This is a genomic window from Stenotrophomonas sp. 96582_Sma (assembly GCF_056480905.1).
The window spans coordinates 400,230-419,336 of sequence record NZ_CM151122.1 but is presented as its reverse complement, the minus strand read 5'-3'; the positions used below and the strand labels follow the sequence as shown (position 1 = coordinate 419,336).

Sequence of the window (19,107 nt, the reverse complement as noted above, 5' to 3'; positions counted from 1 at the left end):
GGATTTTTTAGGCATATACGCATACTTTATGGTATAAGATGCATAGAAGGAAAGCTAACCCCCACGAAACGGGAACGCGCCCTACACGTCCTGCCAGTCCGATCAGGTGTAAACCCAGCTTGTCCGGAGTTGCAGATGCAACGCTCGGCGACCAAAGAGGCTCCCCATGCAGCGTGCCTGCGTAATGCTCGAATCCATGACGGTGAACGTTGAACTGCCCTCCGCAGAGTCGGAAGTAGTTGCCGGGGTGCCGTGGGGCGCCGTCGAAGCGTTCCCCACTCCGGCGTACTGGGCATACCAGGTCATGGCCAGGCGAATAGAGGCGCGCTCGATCAAGTACAAGCTGGGTAAGACGCTTCGCGAGGAAGTGGGCGCATGCCTTCTGGGCGGTCACGGGATCCCCGCGAGCATTGGATTGCTGGCTTACAACCACCTCAAGTCGAAGGGCGCCTTTGAGGCTGATGCGCCGGACGAGCAGGATCTGCTTCAGTGGCTCTCCGAGCCGATGGAGCACGAAGGCCGCTTGGTGCGGTATCGCTTTGCCGGCCAGAAGGCACGCTATCTGGCAGCAGCAATGCGCAAGCTCTCCCAAGAGCCCTCTCCGGATCAGTCAGGTCGCGCGCTACGCGACTGGCTGACCTCTGTTCCAGGGATCGGATACAAGACCGCCTCCTGGATTGCGCGCAACTGGCTGGATGCAGACGATGTCGCGATCCTCGATATCCATATCCTGCGCGCCGGCGTTCTTGCCGGGTTCCTGGATCCAGAGCTGACAGTGGAGCGGAACTACCTCCAGCTCGAGGACCAGTTCCTGAAGTTCAGCGTTGGCTTGGGCGTGAGGGCGTCCGAACTCGATGCCGTCATTTGGCTGGACATGATGGCCTCCCCCCTGACCGTCGGCGCCACACTCAACGCGCTGCCGGAAGGCAAGTTCAAGGCCAAGCACGCGCCCTCACGGCCGCGCTCCCAGCGCCGCCAGCCCCACTCCAACCAGATGGCACTGCTCGGATAGCTGCCCCACCCACGGGTCACCAGTGATCCCAAGAAGGCAGTAGTTCAACGCCAAGGCCTCCGCGGCAATGGCCAGAGCCCCTTGCATGACACCCGCATCGCGCCATACCAGACTGCAGGGATTCTCATACTTGGCGGCGGTCATTGCCGGCTCCGCCACGAACAAGAGCAGCGAGCCTGGCTCGGTCCGAATCACCTGACCCGCCTCTTCGCACAGCCCATGCAGGACGGTGGACGCATGGCCCAAGACATCCAGGGCATGGGTCATGGAGTTGTAGCGTGCCCATTGCCCACCCTCAAGCGGAAGCTGCACCAGCAGGTGCACCGGATGGATAGCGCCTGCAGAAGGGACTGGCCGCTGCTGCAGGGAGAACCCCATTGGCGACTCGGCAGTGCACTGGCAACGCACGGTGTGCCATAGCAGCGTGCTCAGCGCGTGCATATCGATGGGCGCAAAGTCTCTACGACTTCGGCGCTGCAGGAGTGCCTCTGGCCATTGACTCACTACGTCCGAGGCGGCCGGCAGCGCGATCGAGCGCACTACCGGCCACTGCCAAGGCGCATAGGCCTCAGGGTCCTGACGAGGGACCGGATTACCCAGCGTCGCCCACATATCCTTCGAGCTCGTGCCATACCTGGAAGTACTTGTTGCAGCCGCGGCAGTTACCGCAGGCGACAGACGCTTTGTGGCAGCTGTGAGCCCAAGACAGCAGATCACGAGGTATCCCCGAGGTGCGCACCAGATCGCTGGTTTGCAGTTGGATCGCCGGGGCCTCAACCACCATGCCACCCTCCTGACTTTGCATCAGCTTGCTCATCAGGTCGACGAAACCCGGCGTGCCATCCTGATGGCTACCATCTGAAGCAACGGTACCGACCCAAAGTCTCTGCGCGCCCAGGGAGATCGCCTTCATACCAACCAGAGTAAGCAGCAGCTGGTTTCGGTAGGGCCACCAGTCACTGGCAGGCGCGTGGACGTCCGGGGTGGACCCTGCCATGTCCCCAGAACCAAGCTCACGACCGTCAAACCGAATGATGTAATGCGGGATCTGCAGTCGGTCGCTCACGGCTCTGGCCGCCACCACTTCGGCAGCCGCGGCGAGTTGCCCATAGTCCACGGTGAACGCCATATCCGGACGCTTCCACCAGGCCAGAGCGATCGAGTCCATCCCGCCAGACAGTAGGAGGGCACTCTTCATACGCAAACACCATTCCAAGCGGTCTGATAGATGGCACTGACGAAGTCGTCGCGCAGGAAGCAGTCGGTACCATCCATCATCTTCAGGTCCTCAGGCGACACGTTCTCGGCATACATCACCACCGGGATCCCCCGAGATCGCGCGTAGCCCACCTCGAAGACCGTGCCTGAGTCCAGCCCATCAGCGATGGCGAGCATGACCTGGCTCCGGTGGATGCCCTCAATGTCCTTCCCCACCACCATCTCTGCTGGGCCAGGTCCCACGTCGTGGTAGGGGGAAAACACGTCCAGGCCCATGTCGAGGAGGCAGTTGCGAGCCTGCTCGACAACCCAAAGCTGCCCAAGGGTGAAGAAGGGCCCGGCCAAGTAAACGGTAGGCGCCCGCCCCTGCAGGTAGGTGTCCGATAGCCGCAGCGGCGCCGGAGCGAAGGCATCTAGCTCCCCAACATCAGGATACCTGCGATGCTGAGCATAGAAGGCAGCCGAGCGCGATGCTCGGTCCGCAGACTCAAAGGGCGAGCGGCGCTCTTCCATCCAGGCGTATGCAAAGTTGGCCGCAAACTGATCCCCGCTACCAATCTTCCATACCCGAGAGGTGGCATAGGCAGGAACATATTCAGTGCCGCCCTCGTGGTGCACTAAGGCCCCCTTCGGCCCCATCTTCAACACCACCACTTCTGCGCCGTGCTGCGAAGCCAGCTCGGCAGCCATCTGCTCGGGCATCAAATCGAATCGTTGGAGCAAGCTCCTTGCCTCAGTCAGATTCAGCACAAGCGCCAGGTGCTGGGCCCTCGAGCCGTTAGCGCCAAAAGCTTCAGTCCCGGTAACGTTCTGTGGATCGAATACGGCGTACTCAGCGTCGACTATGGCCGTGCTCTCCAGCATGCCAAAGCGAAGCACGTGATCGGCCTTCACGCTGAGCGGCGATTGCCGCTCTGGCTGCTGGATCCACGGTACCGACAATCCGTGGCTGTAGTGAAAAGAGGCAGACCGTGGCAACGGCGCAATCGATAGGCCAAAGCCCTCATCTGCTGCACGACACTCCAGGATCGGCTGGAGGTCAGCATCAAGATAGCCGTGCAACGTCACCTGTCCACCCAGACGCGACACCGCTGACGCCGCACGTCCGGCCGATCCATACACTTCGTCCCACTGCGGGCGCAAACACACCTCGCGGTAGATACCACCGACGATGGTCAACATCCATTTATCCCCTTTCGTTGCCTTACGTCTCAAGGCGAGATGCGTATGGTTACCTGGCCGCCGGCCTTGCTCAGTACCGTGGCCTGGTACTGGGTTCCCTGCCGCATACACTCGAGCAAGCGGGACATCTTGGGTGAAGTAATACCTCCGGCCACCTGATTGCCGTACTTGATCACCACTACCTGCGCAGCCAATTGCTGCTCGATGGCCACCAACAAGACATCGCCGACGTTGATTCCAGCCACGACTGAAGGCTTGGGGGAACTCAACTGCGTCTCAAAAGAGAGACGGTCACAGGCAATCTCCTGAACCCCACCGCCCCCAAAACTACCACCACCAGATCCAGACATTTCCGTCTCCTATCCCTAGTGAACGAGGCTTGAGAGCGCCTCGGAAGAGTTACCGCACAACGGTCCATGCAATGCTTGAGTCAACTACCAACTGCTGTCAGTTGCGAAACTGGTGTCCCCACAGGCGAAGGCCGTCAAAGCAGTCACGACTACACTCTACAACCCGTGGGTGGCAGCCTCAATCTCGGAAAATCTGATCCGATCTATCAGATCACGCGCCACGATGAGGGAGAGTATGACTGGTCGCGCCACAGGGGTCTCGCCTACCCGACAGGCCCACAACATAATCTTCAACAATTCGTATGGCGAGATGCCCCGGTGCTGGGAAATATGGGTTATACCCGAACCCATGATGGTCGTTGACACATTCCTTCCCCCATAGACGCAATGCAGGCTTGTCCAAAAATTGAGCATGAACTCCAGTTCGCCGCGCCACTCAGAACTGGCGTACTTCGGCTAGCGGTAGCGACTGCCGCCTTGGATTGAGACGCGACCCTAGCGCTTAAAGGCCAGCCCCATACGCAGGTGAGTTTGCGTGCGTTCCTGCACTAGCCGGCATCTGAAGACACGAGACCTTGGTATTGCTAGGGCTGAAACCATTGGTCTCTCAAGGCAATACATGTATGGCCGATCTTACGGATAACGAGCCTGTGGGGCCAGCATCTTCCCTAGGACTTTTCACGGCCATGACTCCACGACTGGGCATAGCTGTAGCCATCCCTCACGGGGCACCTGCGCTCAAGCTCGGCAACGTTCTCCTCACCTCTGGATCTACGCATCTGCATGGACTCTATATTGGATCTAATGAAGGCCAGTCTCGGCCCCGGCGTTGCTGCGCTGGGTGTTGCCGTGGCAGCAGCACAGTGGCACACAAACAGAGTTAAGCTCCGCTTGGACTCATACGATCGCAGGCTGGTGGTTTACAAAGCGACCGTGGCGTTGCTCAATGCGATGCAGGAGGAAATCTCGACCCGACGCGGTCCATCCGCGCGCCTCAAGAACGGCCAGCCGTCCAAGGCGTATCTGCTATTACCCAGAGAAGTCGTTAGCAACTTCGAGAGCAGCTTATTGGAGGCTCCCTTCCTCTTCGATAAAGATGTGGCCATCTTCTTGCACTACATCGACCGCCACCGAACCATGATCCATATGTACGCAAACCACTGCTCAAAGATCGCCCCGGAGGCCCATGAAGTTCATAGGGCGGACTTCGAACGCCTCAAGGACTGCGAAGAAGGAGTTGATAGGGCGCGCTCAATGGTTCAACAGAGATTTGCTCCCTACTTGAGGCTCAGCAGGAGACTGTAGTCGCTCAAGCTTGCGACTATTTGCCATCAGTGGCAGCAGGCGCTCGCCGGACATTCGTGGCCCCGCCCCGCAACCGCGGGCCATCCGATCTGCTGTAACTGCTCGATGACTAGATGGGCCGAGCGCAACCATCGTAGGCGGAAAATGCCAGCCAGATGCCCTCATGCCTGATCCCTCGCTGGCCGATGCCATCATGGGCAGGCTCATGCACAGCTCCCACAGGTTGCCCTCTAGCGTCAAGGCCGAACCTCCGCGCAGGAATCAGTTGTGCCGCGATGCTCCGGGCCTGGCAAACAACTAGGACAGCACAGTCGGTCATAGGTCTCATTTAGGAGCCACGCCAATTCACTTAGCTAAACAGGGGGCTCGCAAATTGCGATGAGCACATGACCATTTGCCTCCGGTCGCCGAGGATTCTGATCTATCCTAGACTGGCTGCGCGGCGGCAGCGCCGCTAAGCTCAGGGGACTTATGCGCTGGTTATGGGATAACGCCGATAGATTATCGGGCGTAGGTGCAATCCTCGCCTTCATAGTTGCAGTATTCGCGTTGTGGGCACAGCGAAAGCACAATAGGCTTTCCGTTCGCCCACTGGCGGCGGTTATCTGCAGCGATCTTGAAGACAGGATCATCGTGACCTTAATCAACAACGGCACTGGCCCTCTAGTTGTCGAAAAATTGCGCATCGTTAGGGATCGAGAGATCTTGGGCGACGCCCTGTATCTTCAGCTCCCTGATTGGATGGCATTCCGATGGTACGTCGGGAACATCGATGGAAGATCTATCGGAGTCGGAAAGAGTATCAAGCTGCTCGTCTATGACCACCCCTCCGATCAATTTCGGGCTCAGGTCCGAAGAACCCTAGCTGATCTGGTCGTCCAGGTTCATTACAACGACATCTACAATAACGCGCAACCTGTTTATGAGCGCTCATTGAAGTGGCTCGCCGATAGAAGACCTAAGAAGGGTTGATCTACAAATGACTCGGAGGCCCGGGCTAGTGATTGGCGATGATGCACAGTCTGCGCCCAGCGCCGCAGTTTTGCCTGATGATGCCCTTCAGATCGTTTACCTCGTCCGAGGATTTCACAGGTTGCTCTACGTGCCTCCACCCCAGTGGCCAGGATGTCACTTCGAGCAGGGCGAGAATCTCGACGCCACCCTGCGTATTGCCCAGACTGAAGTGGCGCCCGGTACGGATTTAGACACCCTCATCGCACTCACTGATGCTCGAATGCAGCAGCTTGTGTTGGCCTGGGAGCTGAGTTTGGGGCAACGGCTGCAGCTTCGGCGGCTCCATGTTTCCCTACCAAGGTTGCCTGTGATGAAGGGGGGCGCCACATCCCAAGATGGGGTCTCGTTCTCGGATCGCTGTGAGGCCACGATCATTCACGCGGCGGCGCCTGTGCAAATGCCGCAGATTCCCCTTGCCGCAGAGCGCTGGGTGCGCACGCTCGCGGAGGCGGGTGATTTCGGAGGCTACGTAGAGGAGCAGCTGCGGCGGCACTTCCTGATCATCGAGGAGCTTTGGGAAACTTATGCGTCACGATTCGACAATGCCGACCAGGCGAAGTGCAAAGAGATCCGATGCGTTCGAAACTTCGTCTCCCATTACGATTGCACTCGCGAGCCAGTACTAGGCTTCATCATCATCAACCTACCTAGCGCGGAGGTGCAGCGAAGCAGTCATCGGGCGGTGCGCTTTGACCGGACCAGTCAAGAGCACCGAACCTTCGTAGCAAGATTTGCAGTCGACTCCGAGCGAATTGCACGAAGGCTCGTTGAGCTGGCAATCGTTGACCTTTGATCTTTGAGCGGCTGATCAATGGCTTGAACCAGATTTTGAGGCATCACCAGAGACTCACCTCCCTTGTGGGCCAGCCCAAAGACCAAAGCTGCCCGTACCATCCTGTCCAAGAGGTTCAAGAATTGCTTTCCGCTCCGGCAGGCGATCATCCGCATGGCTGATGCCCTCCCATGTTTCACGGTATCCGCCCGCTCGCGCGGGTTGAATCCATCGCAAGCCCGACTCCCCAGCTAATAGCGATACAAATGGTGGTCACCCAGCAGCCCTCCAGATGGGCTCAACACGCTCAAATCTCCGCGGGCCAGGTGCTTACTCGTGCGCCTGATCCAAAGCAGGACCTTAAGCCACGAGACCTGCGTCATGAAGCTCATTGATCACTCTGAGCACAGCCTCCAGCTTGGAGACATCGCTAAGCGAGCACGGCCGAGAGAGGGCCAAGCTAGGCCCGGCCACAAGACGGCCGGGCTACATCACTGCTCTAGCGAGAGAGCTGAAACCGCGCGTGGACGCGAGGTTAAAAATTGGCGCGGAGAGAGGGACTCGAACCCTCTAGCCTCCCCTTGACTACGACGTCACACGCAGGCGAATCCATCCTTCAATTTGGGTTGTAGCTCTTCCCCGACTGGGCTCCGCGAGAGGCACGCCACTAACCAAATAGACCACATAGCTTTCTTGAACCAAGCACGGGCAGACAGACCGAAGACCCATCCTGAGTCGTCGTCGCAAACCGTGGTCTGCTGACCAGCCGCCGCCGTGACAGAGCCGGCGCGAGCACCAACACTTCCTTGGCCAGACGTGTGCGGAACAATACTTACAGTGCGAGTGTTTACAGTCATATGTTTCTCCTTAGTGATGACAGCTGCATCAACCACCAGGGAAGCACTCAACCCAAACGAGGACTCGAACTTCGCCTCAATGCGCGCCGAATTTGGCGTCAAGAAGGTGGGATCAATTGATCCCGTTCGTTCATTATAGTCCACACGGTGTCCGAAGGACACGCTGATTCCTCCGCCACATGGAACCACTACAGGCGCTTGCGAAGATGCGCCTCTAAGCAGGTCAGTTTGGCCGCTCCGGCTTTGGGGACAGTGCTCATGGGAGGAAATGATGCCCCAGCCGCGCAGTATTGCCGACCATGTCGGCGAAGCCAGGTAAGCACCGTGCTACGACCTTGAATCCCATAGCGCTCTTGGGCCTTTTTGTAGGTCAGCTCCCCGCGTTCGACCTGATCTACCACCGACAACTTGAAGGCCAGCGAGTAATCCCGCTGGCTGCGCCTGATTGTTGATTTCATTGAGCATTCCTTTTCCAGAGGGAAAAGGTGTCAACCCAATTCAGGGCGGGTCATTTATAGAAAAAAGGGCGGCCAATGGCCGCCCTTTCTCACGTCAATTAATTGACGAAATCAAACCCCAACAGGATTAGCCTTCTCCGGATCAATCTTGTACTGCTTGATCGCCCGGGCCACGTCCTTCGCGGTCATCTTCCCTTCCTTCGCCAGCGCTGCAATCGCGGCATGCGCGATGTAGTACCGATCCACCTCGAAGAACCGGCGCAGGTTCGCACGCGTATCCGAGCGACCAAACCCATCCGTACCCAGCACGGTGTACGACATCGGCACGAACGCGCGGATCTGGTCCGCATACGCACGCACGTAGTCGGTGGCGGCAATCGCCGGGCCCTGGCGGCCTTCCAGCAGCTCGGTCACGTAGGCCTTGCGCTGCTCACCTTCCGGATGCAGGCGGTTGGCACGCTCCACGTCGAAACCATCGCGACGCAGTTCGTTGAAGCTCGGGCAGCTCCAGATGTCGGCGGTCACGCCGAAGTCCTTGTCCAGCAGCTCGGCCGCGGCAATGGCTTCGCGCAGGATGGTGCCCGAACCCAGCAACTGCACGCGCAGCTCGCCCTTCTTCGGCTTGCCGGCGTCGGTCAGCAGGTACATGCCCTTGATGATGCCTTCGGCGGCACCTTCCGGCATTTCCGGGTGGGTGTAGTTTTCGTTCATCAGGGTGACGTAGTAATACTCGTCCACCTGGTCTTCCATCATGCGCTTGGTGCCGTGCTGCAGCACCACGGTCACTTCGAAGCCGAAGGTCGGGTCGTAGCTGCGCACGTTCGGAATGCCGCCAGCCACCAGATGGCTGAAGCCATCTTCGTGCTGCAGGCCTTCACCGTTCAGCGTGGTGCGGCCGGCGGTGCCGCCCAGCAGGAAGCCGCGGGTACGCATGTCCGCCGCCTGCCAGGCCAGGTCGCCCACGCGCTGGAAGCCGAACATCGAGTAGTAGATGTAGAACGGCAGCATCGGCACGTTGCTGACCGAGTAGCTGGTACCGGCGGCCATCCACGAGGCGATGGCGCCCGGCTCGCTGATGCCCTGCTGCAGCACCTGGCCGCTCTGGTCTTCGCGGTAGAACATCAGCTGGTCGGCGTCGACCGGCTTGTACTTCTGGCCGAACGGCGCGTAGATGCCGATCTGGCGGAACAGGCCTTCCATGCCGAAGGTACGGGCTTCGTCGGCCACGATCGGCACGATGTGCGGGCCCAGTTCCTTGTCGCGCAGGGTGATGTTCAGGCTCTGCACGAAGGCCATGGTGGTGGAGTAGCTGCGCTCGCCGCTGCTCTTCAGCAGGCGCTCGTAGGCGTCCAGCTTCGGCGCCACGAAGGTCTTGTCGGCCTTGCGGCGGCGCTGCGGCAGGTAGCCGCCCAGCGCGGCACGGCGTTCCTGCAGGTACTGCACTTCCGGCGAATCCGGGCCCGGGTGGTAGAACGGCACCTGGCCATCGGCCAGCTGCGCGTCGGTCACCGGAATGTTGAAGCGGTCGCGGAAGTGGCGCACCGCTTCGTCGTCCAGCTTCTTGGTCTGGTGGGTCGGGTTCAGTGCCTCACCGGCGCTGCCCATGCCGTAACCCTTCACGGTCTTGGCCAGGATGACGGTCGGCATGCCCTTGGTGTTCACGGCCTGGTGGTAGGCGGCGTACACCTTGTGCGGGTCGTGGCCACCACGGTTCAGGCGCCAGATGTCGTCGTCGCTCAGGCCGGCAACCATCGCAGCGGTTTCCGGGTACTTGCCGAAGAAATGCTCGCGGGTATACGCGCCGCCGAAGGCCTTGCAGTTCTGGTATTCGCCGTCGACGGTTTCCATCATCAGCTTCTTCAGCACGCCGTCGCTGTCCTTGGCCAGCAGGGCATCCCAGTAACCGCCCCACAGCAGCTTGATCACGTTCCAGCCGCCGCCACGGAACACGCCTTCCAGTTCCTGGATGATCTTGCCGTTGCCGCGCACCGGGCCGTCCAGGCGCTGCAGGTTGCAGTTCACCACGAAGATCAGGTTGTCCAGGCCTTCACGGCCGGCCAGGGCGATGGCACCCAGGGTTTCCGGCTCGTCGCTCTCGCCGTCGCCGATGAAGCACCACACCTTGCGGTCGGACTTCTCGATCAGGCCACGGTTTTCCAGGTAGCGCATGAACTGCGCCTGGTAGATGGCGGCCAGCGGGCCCAGGCCCATCGACACGGTCGGGGTCTGCCAGTATTCCGGCATCAGCCACGGGTGCGGGTACGAGGACAGGCCACCGCCGTCCACTTCCATGCGGAACTTGTCCAGCTGTTCTTCGCTGATGCGGCCTTCCAGGAAGGAACGCGCATAGATGCCCGGGGCGCTGTGGCCCTGGATGAACAGCAGGTCGCCCGGGTGGTTTTCGCTCGGGGCGCGCCAGAAGTGGTTGAAGCCCACGTCGTACAGGGTGGCGCCGGAGGCGAACGAGGCGATGTGGCCGCCCAGGTCACCCGGCTTGCGGTTGGCGCGGACCACGGTGGCCATCGCGTTCCAGCGGATGATCGAACGGATGCGCCATTCCAGCTCGGCATTGCCCGGGCTCTTGGCCTCGAGCTGCGGCTCGATGGTATTGACGTACTCGGTGGTGGGAGAGAACGGCAGGTAGGCGCCCGAACGACGGGTCAGTTCCACCATGCCTTCCAGCAGCTGATGCGCGCGCTCGGAGCCCTCGACATCAATAACGGCCTTCAACGACTCGATCCACTCCTGGGTTTCCACAGGATTCGGGTCGTTGTTCAGCACCTCGTTCAACCAGTTCATTAGCGCTCCCATAACCGCACGCACGCGCGCGACTGTTGTATAGATTTCTAGACCGCAAAGTGTAGCGCACCAAGGGCTTTCGTCACTTGGCTACGCAGGCGTATGGATGCAACCGGCCAGTGTCCGCAAGGGGCTTGCCAGGCCCGTTGACGGCCCTGCGGCAGGCCTTCGCGGCTGCGCGGGCTGTCGCTTGCGGGCCGCTGCGCCCATGTGCAGGACGCAGTGTTACTGCTGCCGATGACGGTTGTAGGGCAGCGCCATGCCCACCTGTATCGGCTGCGCGTGCTGGCGCTGAACGGGCGACAACGTGTCGCACCTGCCTCTGGATCGCCCCCCGCCCTGCCCTCAGGGTAGGCCTCGAGTGTTGGCCTCGCCCGCTTCGGTCCGCCGTCTGGCCCTGCCTCACTCCCTTCCACAGTGTTGCCCGGGGCGCCTCGCAAGGGGCGCCCCTTTTGCTGTGCGCGGGGCTGGCCGTGGCCCAAAACTGACCTGCTTGTGGCCGGATCGATGATTGTCGTCTTCGATATATCGATATATCGTTTGCGCACTCGTTTACCGATATATCGAAATGAGCCGTACCGCTTCTCCCAGAGCCCGTTCCACCAATCCGGAAGTGCCACGCCGCAACGGCCAGCCGCGGGTGCTCAGCCGCGGCGACCTGCGCCTGCTGGTGCTGGCCCTGATCGGCGAGCAGCCGCGCCACGGCTACGAGCTGATGCAGCTGATCAGCAACCAGTTCATGCAGGCCTACACGCCCAGCGCCGGCACCATGTACCCGCTGCTGGCCAGCTTCGAGCAGGCCGGTTGGATCGAGGCCGAGGAAGTGGACGGCAAGCGGATCTTCCGCATCACCACCGCCGGCGAGTTCGAGCTGAAGGTGCAGCGCACCCAGGTGCGCCTGGCGCAGCGGCGTGCCTTCGACCGCGCCCGCGAGATCACCAAGGCCTCGCTGCCGCCGCCGCTGGCCGGTGCCCTGCGCGAGTTCAAGCGGGCGCTGGTGCATCACCACGGCCGCTGGGCCGAGGGCGAGGCGGAAGAAGTTGCGGCGCTGCTGACGCGGGCATCCGCGCTGCTCAACGGTACGGCCGGTAGCGAGAGCCCACCCATTTCAACGACCCAGCCAGACTGAATCCAGCCAGGTCTCTCCTACGCCGCGCAGCACTGCGCGACACCTTTACAGGTAACCCCATGACCGAACACAACAACACGCGCCTGCGCCTGGATGTGCGCTTCCGTGAACTGACCGTGCTGCGCACCGAAGAGGTCACCCCGCACATGCGCCGCATCGTGCTGGGCGGCGCCGAGCTGGCCGGTTTCGATTCGCCCGGCGCCGACGACCACATCAAGCTGTTCTTCCCCAATGCCAGCGGCGAGATGGTGCTGCCGGTGGTCACTGCCGAAGGCCGCAGCTATCCGGCCGGCAAGGAGCCCTCACCGGCCCGCGACTACACGCCGCGCTGGTGGGACCACGAAACCGGCGAGCTGGCCATCGACTTCGTGCTGCACGACCAGGGCATTGCCGGGCCGTGGGCCGAGCAGGCCAAGGCTGGCGACACGCTGGTGATCGGCGGCCCGCGCGGCTCGTTCGTGGTGGCCGACAGCTACGACGCCTATGTGCTGATTGGCGATGAAACCGCGCTGCCGGCCATCGCCCGCTGGCTGGACGTGCTGCCGGAGGATGCCGAGGTGCAGGCCTTCATCGAAGTGAGCGATGAAGCCGAACGCCAGGACCTGCCGCAGTACGAGAACGTGCGTATCCACTGGCTGGAGCGCAATGGCTTTCCGGCAGCGAGCAGCACGCTGCTGGAAGACATGCTGACCGACTTCGAAGCCCCGGACGGCGATGTCTTCTACTGGATCGCCACCGAATCGCGCCGCGCGCGGATGATGCGTAAGTTCATCGAAGGCCACCTGGGCGTGCCGCGCGACTGGATCCGTTCCACCGGCTACTGGAAGGCCCACCCGGACGAAACCGACGGCGATTGATCGGGCAGCCGGTGGGTGCGGACCCTGCTTGGTGGGTGCGGACCGTTGGTCCGCACGCCCTCCGATGGGTAGTGCCGGCCGCTGGCCAGCAACCTCATGAACCTTCGGCAGGAACCTGCAGTTGCCGGCCAGCGGCCGGCACTACCGCGTTGGATGCCACCTGCCGCGTCCACCCGAACCGCTGCGCGGCCCAGATCTCCAGCGCCACCAGCAGCGCGATGATCAGCAACGGCAACAGCAGCCCGAAGTACACGCCGGGCATCATGCCGTTGATCTGCGCCTTCACCAGCCGCAGCACGCCACGGGTGTGCAGCAGCTCATCGACGTGCATGGTCAGCGCCTCGCGCACGACCTTGGGCTCCAGACCGAGCGTGCCGGCCTTGTCCACCAGCGTGTCTTCCACCATGCCGCGCAGCAGGCCTTCGCGCACTTTGCCGATCACCCAACCGGTGCCGCGCGCCAACGGGCCGTTGCCAAGACGATCAAGACCGGGCAACGGATGTTCGCTGAGGTAGGCCGAGGCGATGGTGTCGGCCACATCGCCCACCGTGCCCTGGCTGCGCAATGCCTCGCGCATGCGCGGGTCGTCCAGTGAATCGGTGAAGCCTTCGCTCCAGCCTTCCACCAGGGTCTGCAGGTGCGGCTGGAAATGATCGAGCTGCTTGAACAGCGCGCGGTGCGCACCGGCAGTGAAGCCCAGCTGCAGGCCGAAGAAGGCGGTGGCCAGCGGCAGCAGCACCACGTAGCTGGCCAGCAGCCAGTGATGCCAGCGCTTGCGCCGCTGCAACCAACCCCGGCGGTGCAGCCAGCGCCAGGCAAAGATGCCCAGCACCAGGCCAAGCAGCGTACCGAGCACGCTGCCGCCCAGCAGATCGAGCACGCTCAGGCCCGTCCAGAATTCGTTCAACCAGTACTGCGTGTCCTGCATGGGTCTTCCTTCCGTGGATGCGGCTGCGCCTGAAATGCCAGCCAGGTAGAGTCGACTGTTAGTCGACTATCGCGCGCAGCGCGGGGGTTTCCGGCATCGCGCCAAGAGCAGTTGACTGACAGTCGACTCTACCAAAGCGAAAGCCTCCCGGCCCGGAGCACGCCAAGCAATGCGACAATCGCGCTCCTTTCCTGCAGCAACGAGGGCCACATGGCCAAACTGACCCTGGCCAGCGTGGATGCGCTGCGTACCCGCTTTGCCGATGACGCCGCCTGCGATGCGGCCCTGGCCGCCTTCGCCGACACCGCTGCCCTGCGCGCACCGCTGCGTGAGCTGGTGGAAGCACAACACCGCTACCTGCAGGCCGAATTCGAAGTGGCGCAGGTGGCCGATGTGCTGCGCCGCGACCAGAAGTACGCGCCGGTGGGCCGGCCGTCGGTGCACATCGTGCAGCTGCGCAAGCAGCAGGCCGCGACCAAGCAGGCGGCGCTGATCGCACGCCAGGTGGTGGCGCAGGCCGCGCAGACCTTCGTGCGCGTGAGTGGGCTGGCGGTGAAAGCCAAGCAGAGCCCGAGCGAAGCGTGCGTGGCATGGTTGGGCGCGCTGCGCTGAGGGATCGTGCGGACCAACGGTCCGCACCCACCAGATGCAGGTCCGCACCTACCAGATGCAGGTTGGCACCTACCGGGTAGTGCCGGCCGCTGGCCGGCAACCCCATCAGCATCGGGCACCTAGCATGCAGCCGGCCAGCGGCCGGCTCTACCAGAACCCAAAAGAAGAAGGCCCGCTTTTCAGCGGGCCTTCTGCCTTCTCACGACGAGTGAGCGGGGTGCATCAAGCGGCCGGCTTTTCGCCGGTGGCTTCGGTGGTGATGCGGATCTTCACTTCATCGCTGACGTTCGGGGCATACGCGCCGACGCCGAAATCGCTGCGCTTCAGGGTGGTGGTGGCATCGAAGCCGGCGGCCGGAACCTTGGCCATCGGGTGCTCGCCGCCGCCGTTGACGGTCACGTCCAGGGTGACCGGCTTGGTGATGCCCTTGATGGTCAGGTCGCCGGTGACGGTCAGCTTGTTGGTGCCAGCGGCTTCCACCTTGGTGCTCTTGAAGGTGGCATCGGCGAACTTGGAGGCGTCGAAGAAGTCGGCGCTCTTCAGGTGCTCGTCGAACTTGGCGGTGAAGCTGTTCAGGCCGCTCAGCGGCAGCTTCACTTCCACGGTGGACTTGGTCACGTCTTCGGCGTTGTACACCAGGGTGCCTTCAACGTTGCCGAAGTGCGCGCTGGGGTTGGAGAAGCCGAAGTGGCTCCACTGGGCCAGCACGTCGGTGTGGGTCGGGTCCAGCTTGTAGGTGCCCGAGGCGATCTGGATCGCTTCGGCGGCCGGCGCGGCGGCAGCGGCATCGGCAGCCGGGGTGGCGGCCTGTTCGGTGGTGGCCGGGGCGGCGGCGTCAGCAGCCGGGGCAGCGGTATCGGCCGGCTTGGAGCAGGCGGCGATGGCCAGGGTCAGGGCCAGCGGCAGCAGCAGTTTACGGGTGGCGCTCATCTGAGGAACTCTCCGGATCGTAGGGTGGGTACACGGTGCAGCAAGAGCCTGCCACGGGACGGCAGGCCCGAAACCGATACAGCGACTTACGCGATGCGCGCCGCTTCGTCGAACGACAGGCGCGGCAGACGCGGGAACAGGCCCGCCGAGTCACCGTAACCCAGGTTGACCAGGAAATTCGACTTGATGGAAGTGCCGGCGAAGAAGGCTTCATCCACCTTGGCCGCATCGAAGCCCGACATCGGGCCGGCATCCAGGCCCAGCGCGCGTGCGGCCAGGATCAGGTAGGCGCCCTGCAGGCTGCCGTTGCGGATGGCGGCTTCGTGGCGGCCTTCCTGCGGGCCGTCGAACCAGGCCTTGGCATCGGTGTGCGGGAACAGGTACGGCAGCTTCTCGTGGAAGTCCAGGTCGACGCCGATGATGACGGTGACCGGGGCGGCCATGGTCTTGTCGTGGTTGCCTTCGGACAGGGCCGGGGCCAGCTTGGCCTTCGCTTCCTTCGAGGTGACGAAGACGAAGCGGGCCGGCGTGGTGTTGGCGGCGGTCGGGCCCCACTTCACCAGGTCGTACAGTTCCTGCAGCAGGCTGGCCGGGACCGGCTTGTCGAGGAAAGCGTTCTGGGTGCGGGCAGTACGGAACAGCTGGTCGAGGGCAGCAGCGTCGAGCGCGTGGGACATCGGTGGATCTCCAGGGCGGCTAAGGGAAGTCAGTGCCCGCGGGCGGCGCGGGGCGAAACGACGAGCCGCAGTGTAGAGTGTCGCGACTGTTGCAACACCCAGCAGGGCTGAAACGAATTAATGCCACAGGTGAAACGATCGAGTGCGCCCTGGACGGTCACGGACGGCCGTGCCGGCAATGTCCGCCAGGCGGTCGCGCTGGCCTCTGCGCTGCGCCAGGGCACCCATCGCCCGCTGGTCCTGCAGCCCCGCGCACCCTGGCGCTGGCTGTCGCCGCGGCGGCTGCCTGGTGATGTGAACGGCTACGGCGAGGCATTCGCGACGCTGGCCGCGGATGCACCGCCGCTGGCGATCGGCTGTGGCCGCCAGGCCGCCGGCGCACTGCGCGTGCTGCGCGCACGTGGCAGCCAGGTGGTGCAGATCCTCGACCCGCGCATCAATGCCCGCCACTGGGACATGGTGGTGGTGCCCGAACACGATGCCCTGCGTGGCAGCAACGTACTGACCCTGCTCGGCAGCCTCAACCCGGTGGACGATGACTGGCTGGCCTGGGGCCGCGCCGCGTTCGCCGGCTTCAGTACCCTGCCCGGCCCGCGCACCGCGCTGCTGGTGGGCGGGCCGACGCCGCTGGCGCCCTGGGACGAGACCGCGATGGTGGGCGTGTTCCAGGCGTTGGCCGAGCAGATCCGCAGCGAGGGCGGCAGCCTACTGGCCACCACCTCGCGGCGCACGCCACCGGCCTTGGCCGAGATCCTGCGCGCGACGTTCGCCGACCTGCCGCACGTGATCTGGGGCGACGGCGGCGACGGTACGAATCCTTATGGCGGCCTGCTCGGCTGGGCCAACCGCGTGGTGGTCTCGCCCGATTCGGTGAACCTGCTGTCTGAAGCCTGCGCCACGCGCATGCCGGTGATGGTGGCGCTGGCCGATACCGTGCAGGGCCGGCTGGCGCGTTTCCAGCAGCAGCTGCGCGAGCGTGGGCGGTTGCAGGCGCACTGGCTGGACTGGCAGTACGACCGTATCGAGCCGCTGCGCGAGACCGCGCGGGTGGCGGCAGAGGTGAAGCAGCGCCTGGCATTGGGGTAGTGCCGGCCGCTGGCCGGCAACCCTCGGCGCCTGGCATCACGGTAGTGCCGGCCGCTGGCCGGCAATCCTCGGCGCCTGGCATCACGGTAGTGCCGGCCGCTGGCCGGCAACGCTGTACCCATTACCGAACACCCTGTCGTTGCCGGCCAGCGGCCGGCACTACCCGACCGCGCAGCGATTTCTGAACATTTCGATCCGGCTACGCGGTTAGAGTCCAGCGTCCCCCATCACTCTGAACGTCTTCATGCGTACCTTGCTCCTGTTACCCTTGGCCCTGCTCGTTGCCTGCTCCACCACGCCCACCGAGCTGGATCCGATCTCGTATCAATGCCAGCAGCAGCTGGACGCGTACCGCGAACAACCGGCGCTGCGCGATCCGAAGGGCCAGCGCCCGCCGCTGCCGGTGGCCCCGATCAGCGACGCCTGTGACAAGGAACTCCAGCGCAAGGGCCTGGACCGCCCGCTGCGCTGAGCAGCGTATGATCGGCGCGCGGGCCTGCCCGCCGTTGAAGGTATCGACATGGATCGTTTCTCCCGCCTGCCGCGCGCCGCGCTGCTGATCGCCAGCCTGCTGGCGACCGCACCGGCCTGGGCCAACAGCACCGAATGCCGCGAGCGCTACCCGAGCGTGGCCGCGCAGGCAGCGATGCTGGACGTGGCCTGGACCACCGCTGAGCGCCTGGACGCGCTGCCCGATGTGGACGTGGTGGTGGCCGCGCGCGGTGGCCAGGACCTGAGCCGCTACGGCCTGCGCCACAGCCACCTGGCCTTCCTGGTGCGTGAGGACAATGGCCGCTGGCGCGCGATGCACCTGCTCAACCGCTGCAAGACCGACAGCTCGCAGCTGTACCACGAAGGGCTGGGCAACTTCGTCGGTGAGAGCGGCGGCCATACCGACCTGCGCATCGGCGTGCCGTCGGCGCCGCTGCGTGCTGCATTGAAGGCGATGCTGGTGTCGCCGTCGATCCAGCCGAAGGCACTGCACGAAACCAAATACAACGTGGTTGCCTACCCGTTTGCCACCGACTACCAGAACTCCAACCAGTGGGTGCTGGAAGTGCTGGCCGCGGCGATGGCGCAGACCGAAGGCGCGCCGGCCATCGTCAAGCGCGAACAGGCGCAGCAGTGGCTGCGCCAGCAGAAGTACCAGCCCAGCGTGCTGCATATCGGCTTGGGCAAGCGCGTGGGTGCGCGCCTGTTCGTGGCCAACGCCACCACCACTGACCATCCGGCCGGCGAACGCATCTCCGGCAACTATTCGGTGGTGACGGTGGAATCGGTGTTCGATTTCCTGCACCAGCGCAGCCAGCTGCAGCAGGAACTGGTGATCCCTCACGTGCCGGTAGCTGGTGCTGCCGCCGCCACGCCCTGAATCCAGCAAGGAGAACGACATGCGTACCCTGCCCGCCGTCCTGATGCCGATGCTGATCGTCGCAAGCCTGGCCTGGTCCACGGCCGCTCATGCAGAGCGCCGCATCGTGATCATCCACGACCCGGGCCCGCAGGGACCGAGCCTGGAGATGTCCACACAGATGGTGACGTCGGCCCGCGCGGCGGCGGCGAAGGAAGCCCAGGATGCCGCCGACGCTGGCCAGCCGCTGGCCCGCCCGCAGCAGATCAAGCTGCCGCAGATGCAGGTGAGTGCGATCGCCACCACCGTGGATGGCCGCCGCGAAGTGCTGCTGCGCGATGCCAACGACCCGCAGAACACCGCATCGATGCAGTACCCGCGCGGCATCGGCGATCCCGCCGTGCAGTTCACCGTGGGCCAGACCGTGAACTTCGAACCGACCGGCGCCGACCAGGGCTGGCAGCTGAAGGACAACCAGGGCCGTCCACTGGAATATCTACCCGAGGCCACCGGCCCGCGCGACATCTTCGATACCCGGCGCTGAGCCGCCGTCCCCACCCTGACCAGGAG

General features: G+C 63.3%; 20 protein-coding genes and 1 pseudogene. 11 read left to right on the top strand and 10 right to left on the bottom strand.

Features of this window, described 5'->3' with window-relative positions:
* The first annotated feature begins 166 nt into the window (after nt 1–166).
* Entirely contained in the window at nt 167–1,012 is an 846-nt protein-coding gene (locus ACZK2R_RS01895; protein WP_180838276.1) for an 8-oxoguanine DNA glycosylase, read from the top strand.
* On the opposite strand, the gene ACZK2R_RS01890 is transcribed toward ACZK2R_RS01895, so the two are convergent.
* From ACZK2R_RS01890 to ACZK2R_RS01870, 5 genes are all read right to left on the bottom strand, one after another.
* Entirely contained in the window at nt 953–1,390 is a 438-nt protein-coding gene (locus ACZK2R_RS01890; RefSeq protein ID WP_180838275.1) for a nitroreductase family protein, read from the bottom strand. The two genes, ACZK2R_RS01895 and ACZK2R_RS01890, sit on opposite strands and share 60 nt — an antisense overlap.
* 214 nt (nt 1,391–1,604) lie before the next feature.
* Nucleotides 1,605–2,210: a 7-cyano-7-deazaguanine synthase gene (locus tag ACZK2R_RS01885; protein ID WP_180838274.1), complete on the bottom strand. Its 606-nt coding sequence runs from the start codon at nt 2,208–2,210 to the stop codon at nt 1,605–1,607.
* Nucleotides 2,207–3,412, bottom strand: coding sequence for a PfkB family carbohydrate kinase (locus tag ACZK2R_RS01880; RefSeq protein WP_180838273.1), 1,206 nt, complete (start codon nt 3,410–3,412; stop codon nt 2,207–2,209). The genes ACZK2R_RS01885 and ACZK2R_RS01880 overlap by 4 nt, the downstream gene beginning before the upstream one ends.
* A gap of 29 nt (nt 3,413–3,441) precedes the next feature.
* Entirely contained in the window at nt 3,442–3,762 is a 321-nt protein-coding gene (locus ACZK2R_RS01875) for a hypothetical protein (RefSeq protein WP_180838272.1), read from the bottom strand.
* 156 nt (nt 3,763–3,918) lie between these two features.
* Nucleotides 3,919–4,176 (bottom strand): macro domain-containing protein, encoded by a 258-nt coding sequence (locus ACZK2R_RS01870; protein WP_219630987.1) that lies wholly within the window; start codon nt 4,174–4,176, stop codon nt 3,919–3,921.
* A 390-nt stretch (nt 4,177–4,566) separates the two neighbouring features.
* Here ACZK2R_RS01870 and ACZK2R_RS01865 point away from each other — a divergent pair, with 390 nt between their 5' ends.
* The 3 genes from ACZK2R_RS01865 to ACZK2R_RS01855 all read left to right on the top strand — a co-directional run bounded on the left by ACZK2R_RS01865 (nt 4,567) and on the right by ACZK2R_RS01855 (nt 6,874).
* Nucleotides 4,567–5,067, top strand: a complete 501-nt coding sequence (locus tag ACZK2R_RS01865) for a hypothetical protein (RefSeq protein ID WP_478487730.1) — start codon at nt 4,567–4,569, stop codon at nt 5,065–5,067.
* A gap of 471 nt (nt 5,068–5,538) precedes the next feature.
* Complete coding sequence (locus ACZK2R_RS01860) at nt 5,539–6,039, top strand: hypothetical protein (RefSeq protein ID WP_180838270.1); 501 nt, start codon at nt 5,539–5,541, stop codon at nt 6,037–6,039.
* A gap of 28 nt (nt 6,040–6,067) precedes the next feature.
* A complete protein-coding gene (locus tag ACZK2R_RS01855) occupies nt 6,068–6,874 on the top strand; it encodes a hypothetical protein (protein ID WP_180838269.1) in 807 nt (268 codons plus the stop codon).
* 1,125 nt (nt 6,875–7,999) lie between these two features.
* On the opposite strand, the pseudogene ACZK2R_RS01850 reads toward ACZK2R_RS01855, so the two are convergent.
* Both ACZK2R_RS01850 and aceE read right to left on the bottom strand, forming a co-directional pair.
* Nucleotides 8,000–8,168: pseudogene (locus ACZK2R_RS01850) on the bottom strand (IS3 family transposase); the annotation flags it as partial.
* A 111-nt stretch (nt 8,169–8,279) separates the two neighbouring features.
* On the bottom strand, nt 8,280–10,967 hold the full coding sequence (gene aceE, locus ACZK2R_RS01845) for a pyruvate dehydrogenase (acetyl-transferring), homodimeric type (protein ID WP_125895064.1): 2,688 nt from the start codon (nt 10,965–10,967) through the stop codon (nt 8,280–8,282).
* 568 nt (nt 10,968–11,535) lie between these two features.
* Between aceE and ACZK2R_RS01840 the strand changes: the two genes are divergently transcribed.
* Together ACZK2R_RS01840 and ACZK2R_RS01835 are read left to right on the top strand one after the other, a co-directional pair.
* Nucleotides 11,536–12,096, top strand: coding sequence for a PadR family transcriptional regulator (locus ACZK2R_RS01840; protein ID WP_100438301.1), 561 nt, complete (start codon nt 11,536–11,538; stop codon nt 12,094–12,096).
* Between the two features lie 59 nt (nt 12,097–12,155).
* Nucleotides 12,156–12,953, top strand: coding sequence for a siderophore-interacting protein (locus ACZK2R_RS01835; protein ID WP_004139602.1), 798 nt, complete (start codon nt 12,156–12,158; stop codon nt 12,951–12,953).
* 94 nt (nt 12,954–13,047) lie between these two features.
* Here the strand turns inward: ACZK2R_RS01835 and ACZK2R_RS01830 are convergent, their stop codons facing one another.
* Nucleotides 13,048–13,881 (bottom strand): hypothetical protein, encoded by an 834-nt coding sequence (locus tag ACZK2R_RS01830; protein WP_180838268.1) that lies wholly within the window; start codon nt 13,879–13,881, stop codon nt 13,048–13,050.
* Between the two features lie 210 nt (nt 13,882–14,091).
* Here ACZK2R_RS01830 and ACZK2R_RS01825 point away from each other — a divergent pair, with 210 nt between their 5' ends.
* Nucleotides 14,092–14,493, top strand: a complete 402-nt coding sequence (locus tag ACZK2R_RS01825; RefSeq protein ID WP_125895978.1) for a hypothetical protein — start codon at nt 14,092–14,094, stop codon at nt 14,491–14,493.
* Between the two features lie 222 nt (nt 14,494–14,715).
* On the opposite strand, the gene ACZK2R_RS01820 is transcribed toward ACZK2R_RS01825, so the two are convergent.
* Both ACZK2R_RS01820 and ACZK2R_RS01815 read right to left on the bottom strand, forming a co-directional pair.
* Complete coding sequence (locus tag ACZK2R_RS01820; RefSeq protein ID WP_080291836.1) at nt 14,716–15,423, bottom strand: YceI family protein; 708 nt, start codon at nt 15,421–15,423, stop codon at nt 14,716–14,718.
* A gap of 86 nt (nt 15,424–15,509) precedes the next feature.
* On the bottom strand, nt 15,510–16,100 hold the full coding sequence (locus ACZK2R_RS01815; RefSeq protein WP_478487728.1) for a malonic semialdehyde reductase: 591 nt from the start codon (nt 16,098–16,100) through the stop codon (nt 15,510–15,512).
* 120 nt (nt 16,101–16,220) lie between these two features.
* Between ACZK2R_RS01815 and ACZK2R_RS01810 the strand changes: the two genes are divergently transcribed.
* The 4 genes from ACZK2R_RS01810 to ACZK2R_RS01795 all read left to right on the top strand — a co-directional run bounded on the left by ACZK2R_RS01810 (nt 16,221) and on the right by ACZK2R_RS01795 (nt 19,081).
* Nucleotides 16,221–17,186: a mitochondrial fission ELM1 family protein gene (locus ACZK2R_RS01810; RefSeq protein ID WP_180838267.1), complete on the top strand. Its 966-nt coding sequence runs from the start codon at nt 16,221–16,223 to the stop codon at nt 17,184–17,186.
* A gap of 244 nt (nt 17,187–17,430) precedes the next feature.
* Entirely contained in the window at nt 17,431–17,658 is a 228-nt protein-coding gene (locus tag ACZK2R_RS01805; protein ID WP_180838266.1) for a hypothetical protein, read from the top strand.
* Nucleotides 17,659–17,706: 48 nt separating this feature from the next.
* On the top strand, nt 17,707–18,558 hold the full coding sequence (locus ACZK2R_RS01800; protein ID WP_049400079.1) for a DUF2145 domain-containing protein: 852 nt from the start codon (nt 17,707–17,709) through the stop codon (nt 18,556–18,558).
* A gap of 19 nt (nt 18,559–18,577) precedes the next feature.
* Nucleotides 18,578–19,081: a hypothetical protein gene (locus ACZK2R_RS01795; protein ID WP_004139502.1), complete on the top strand. Its 504-nt coding sequence runs from the start codon at nt 18,578–18,580 to the stop codon at nt 19,079–19,081.
* Nucleotides 19,082–19,107: the final 26 nt, after the last annotated feature.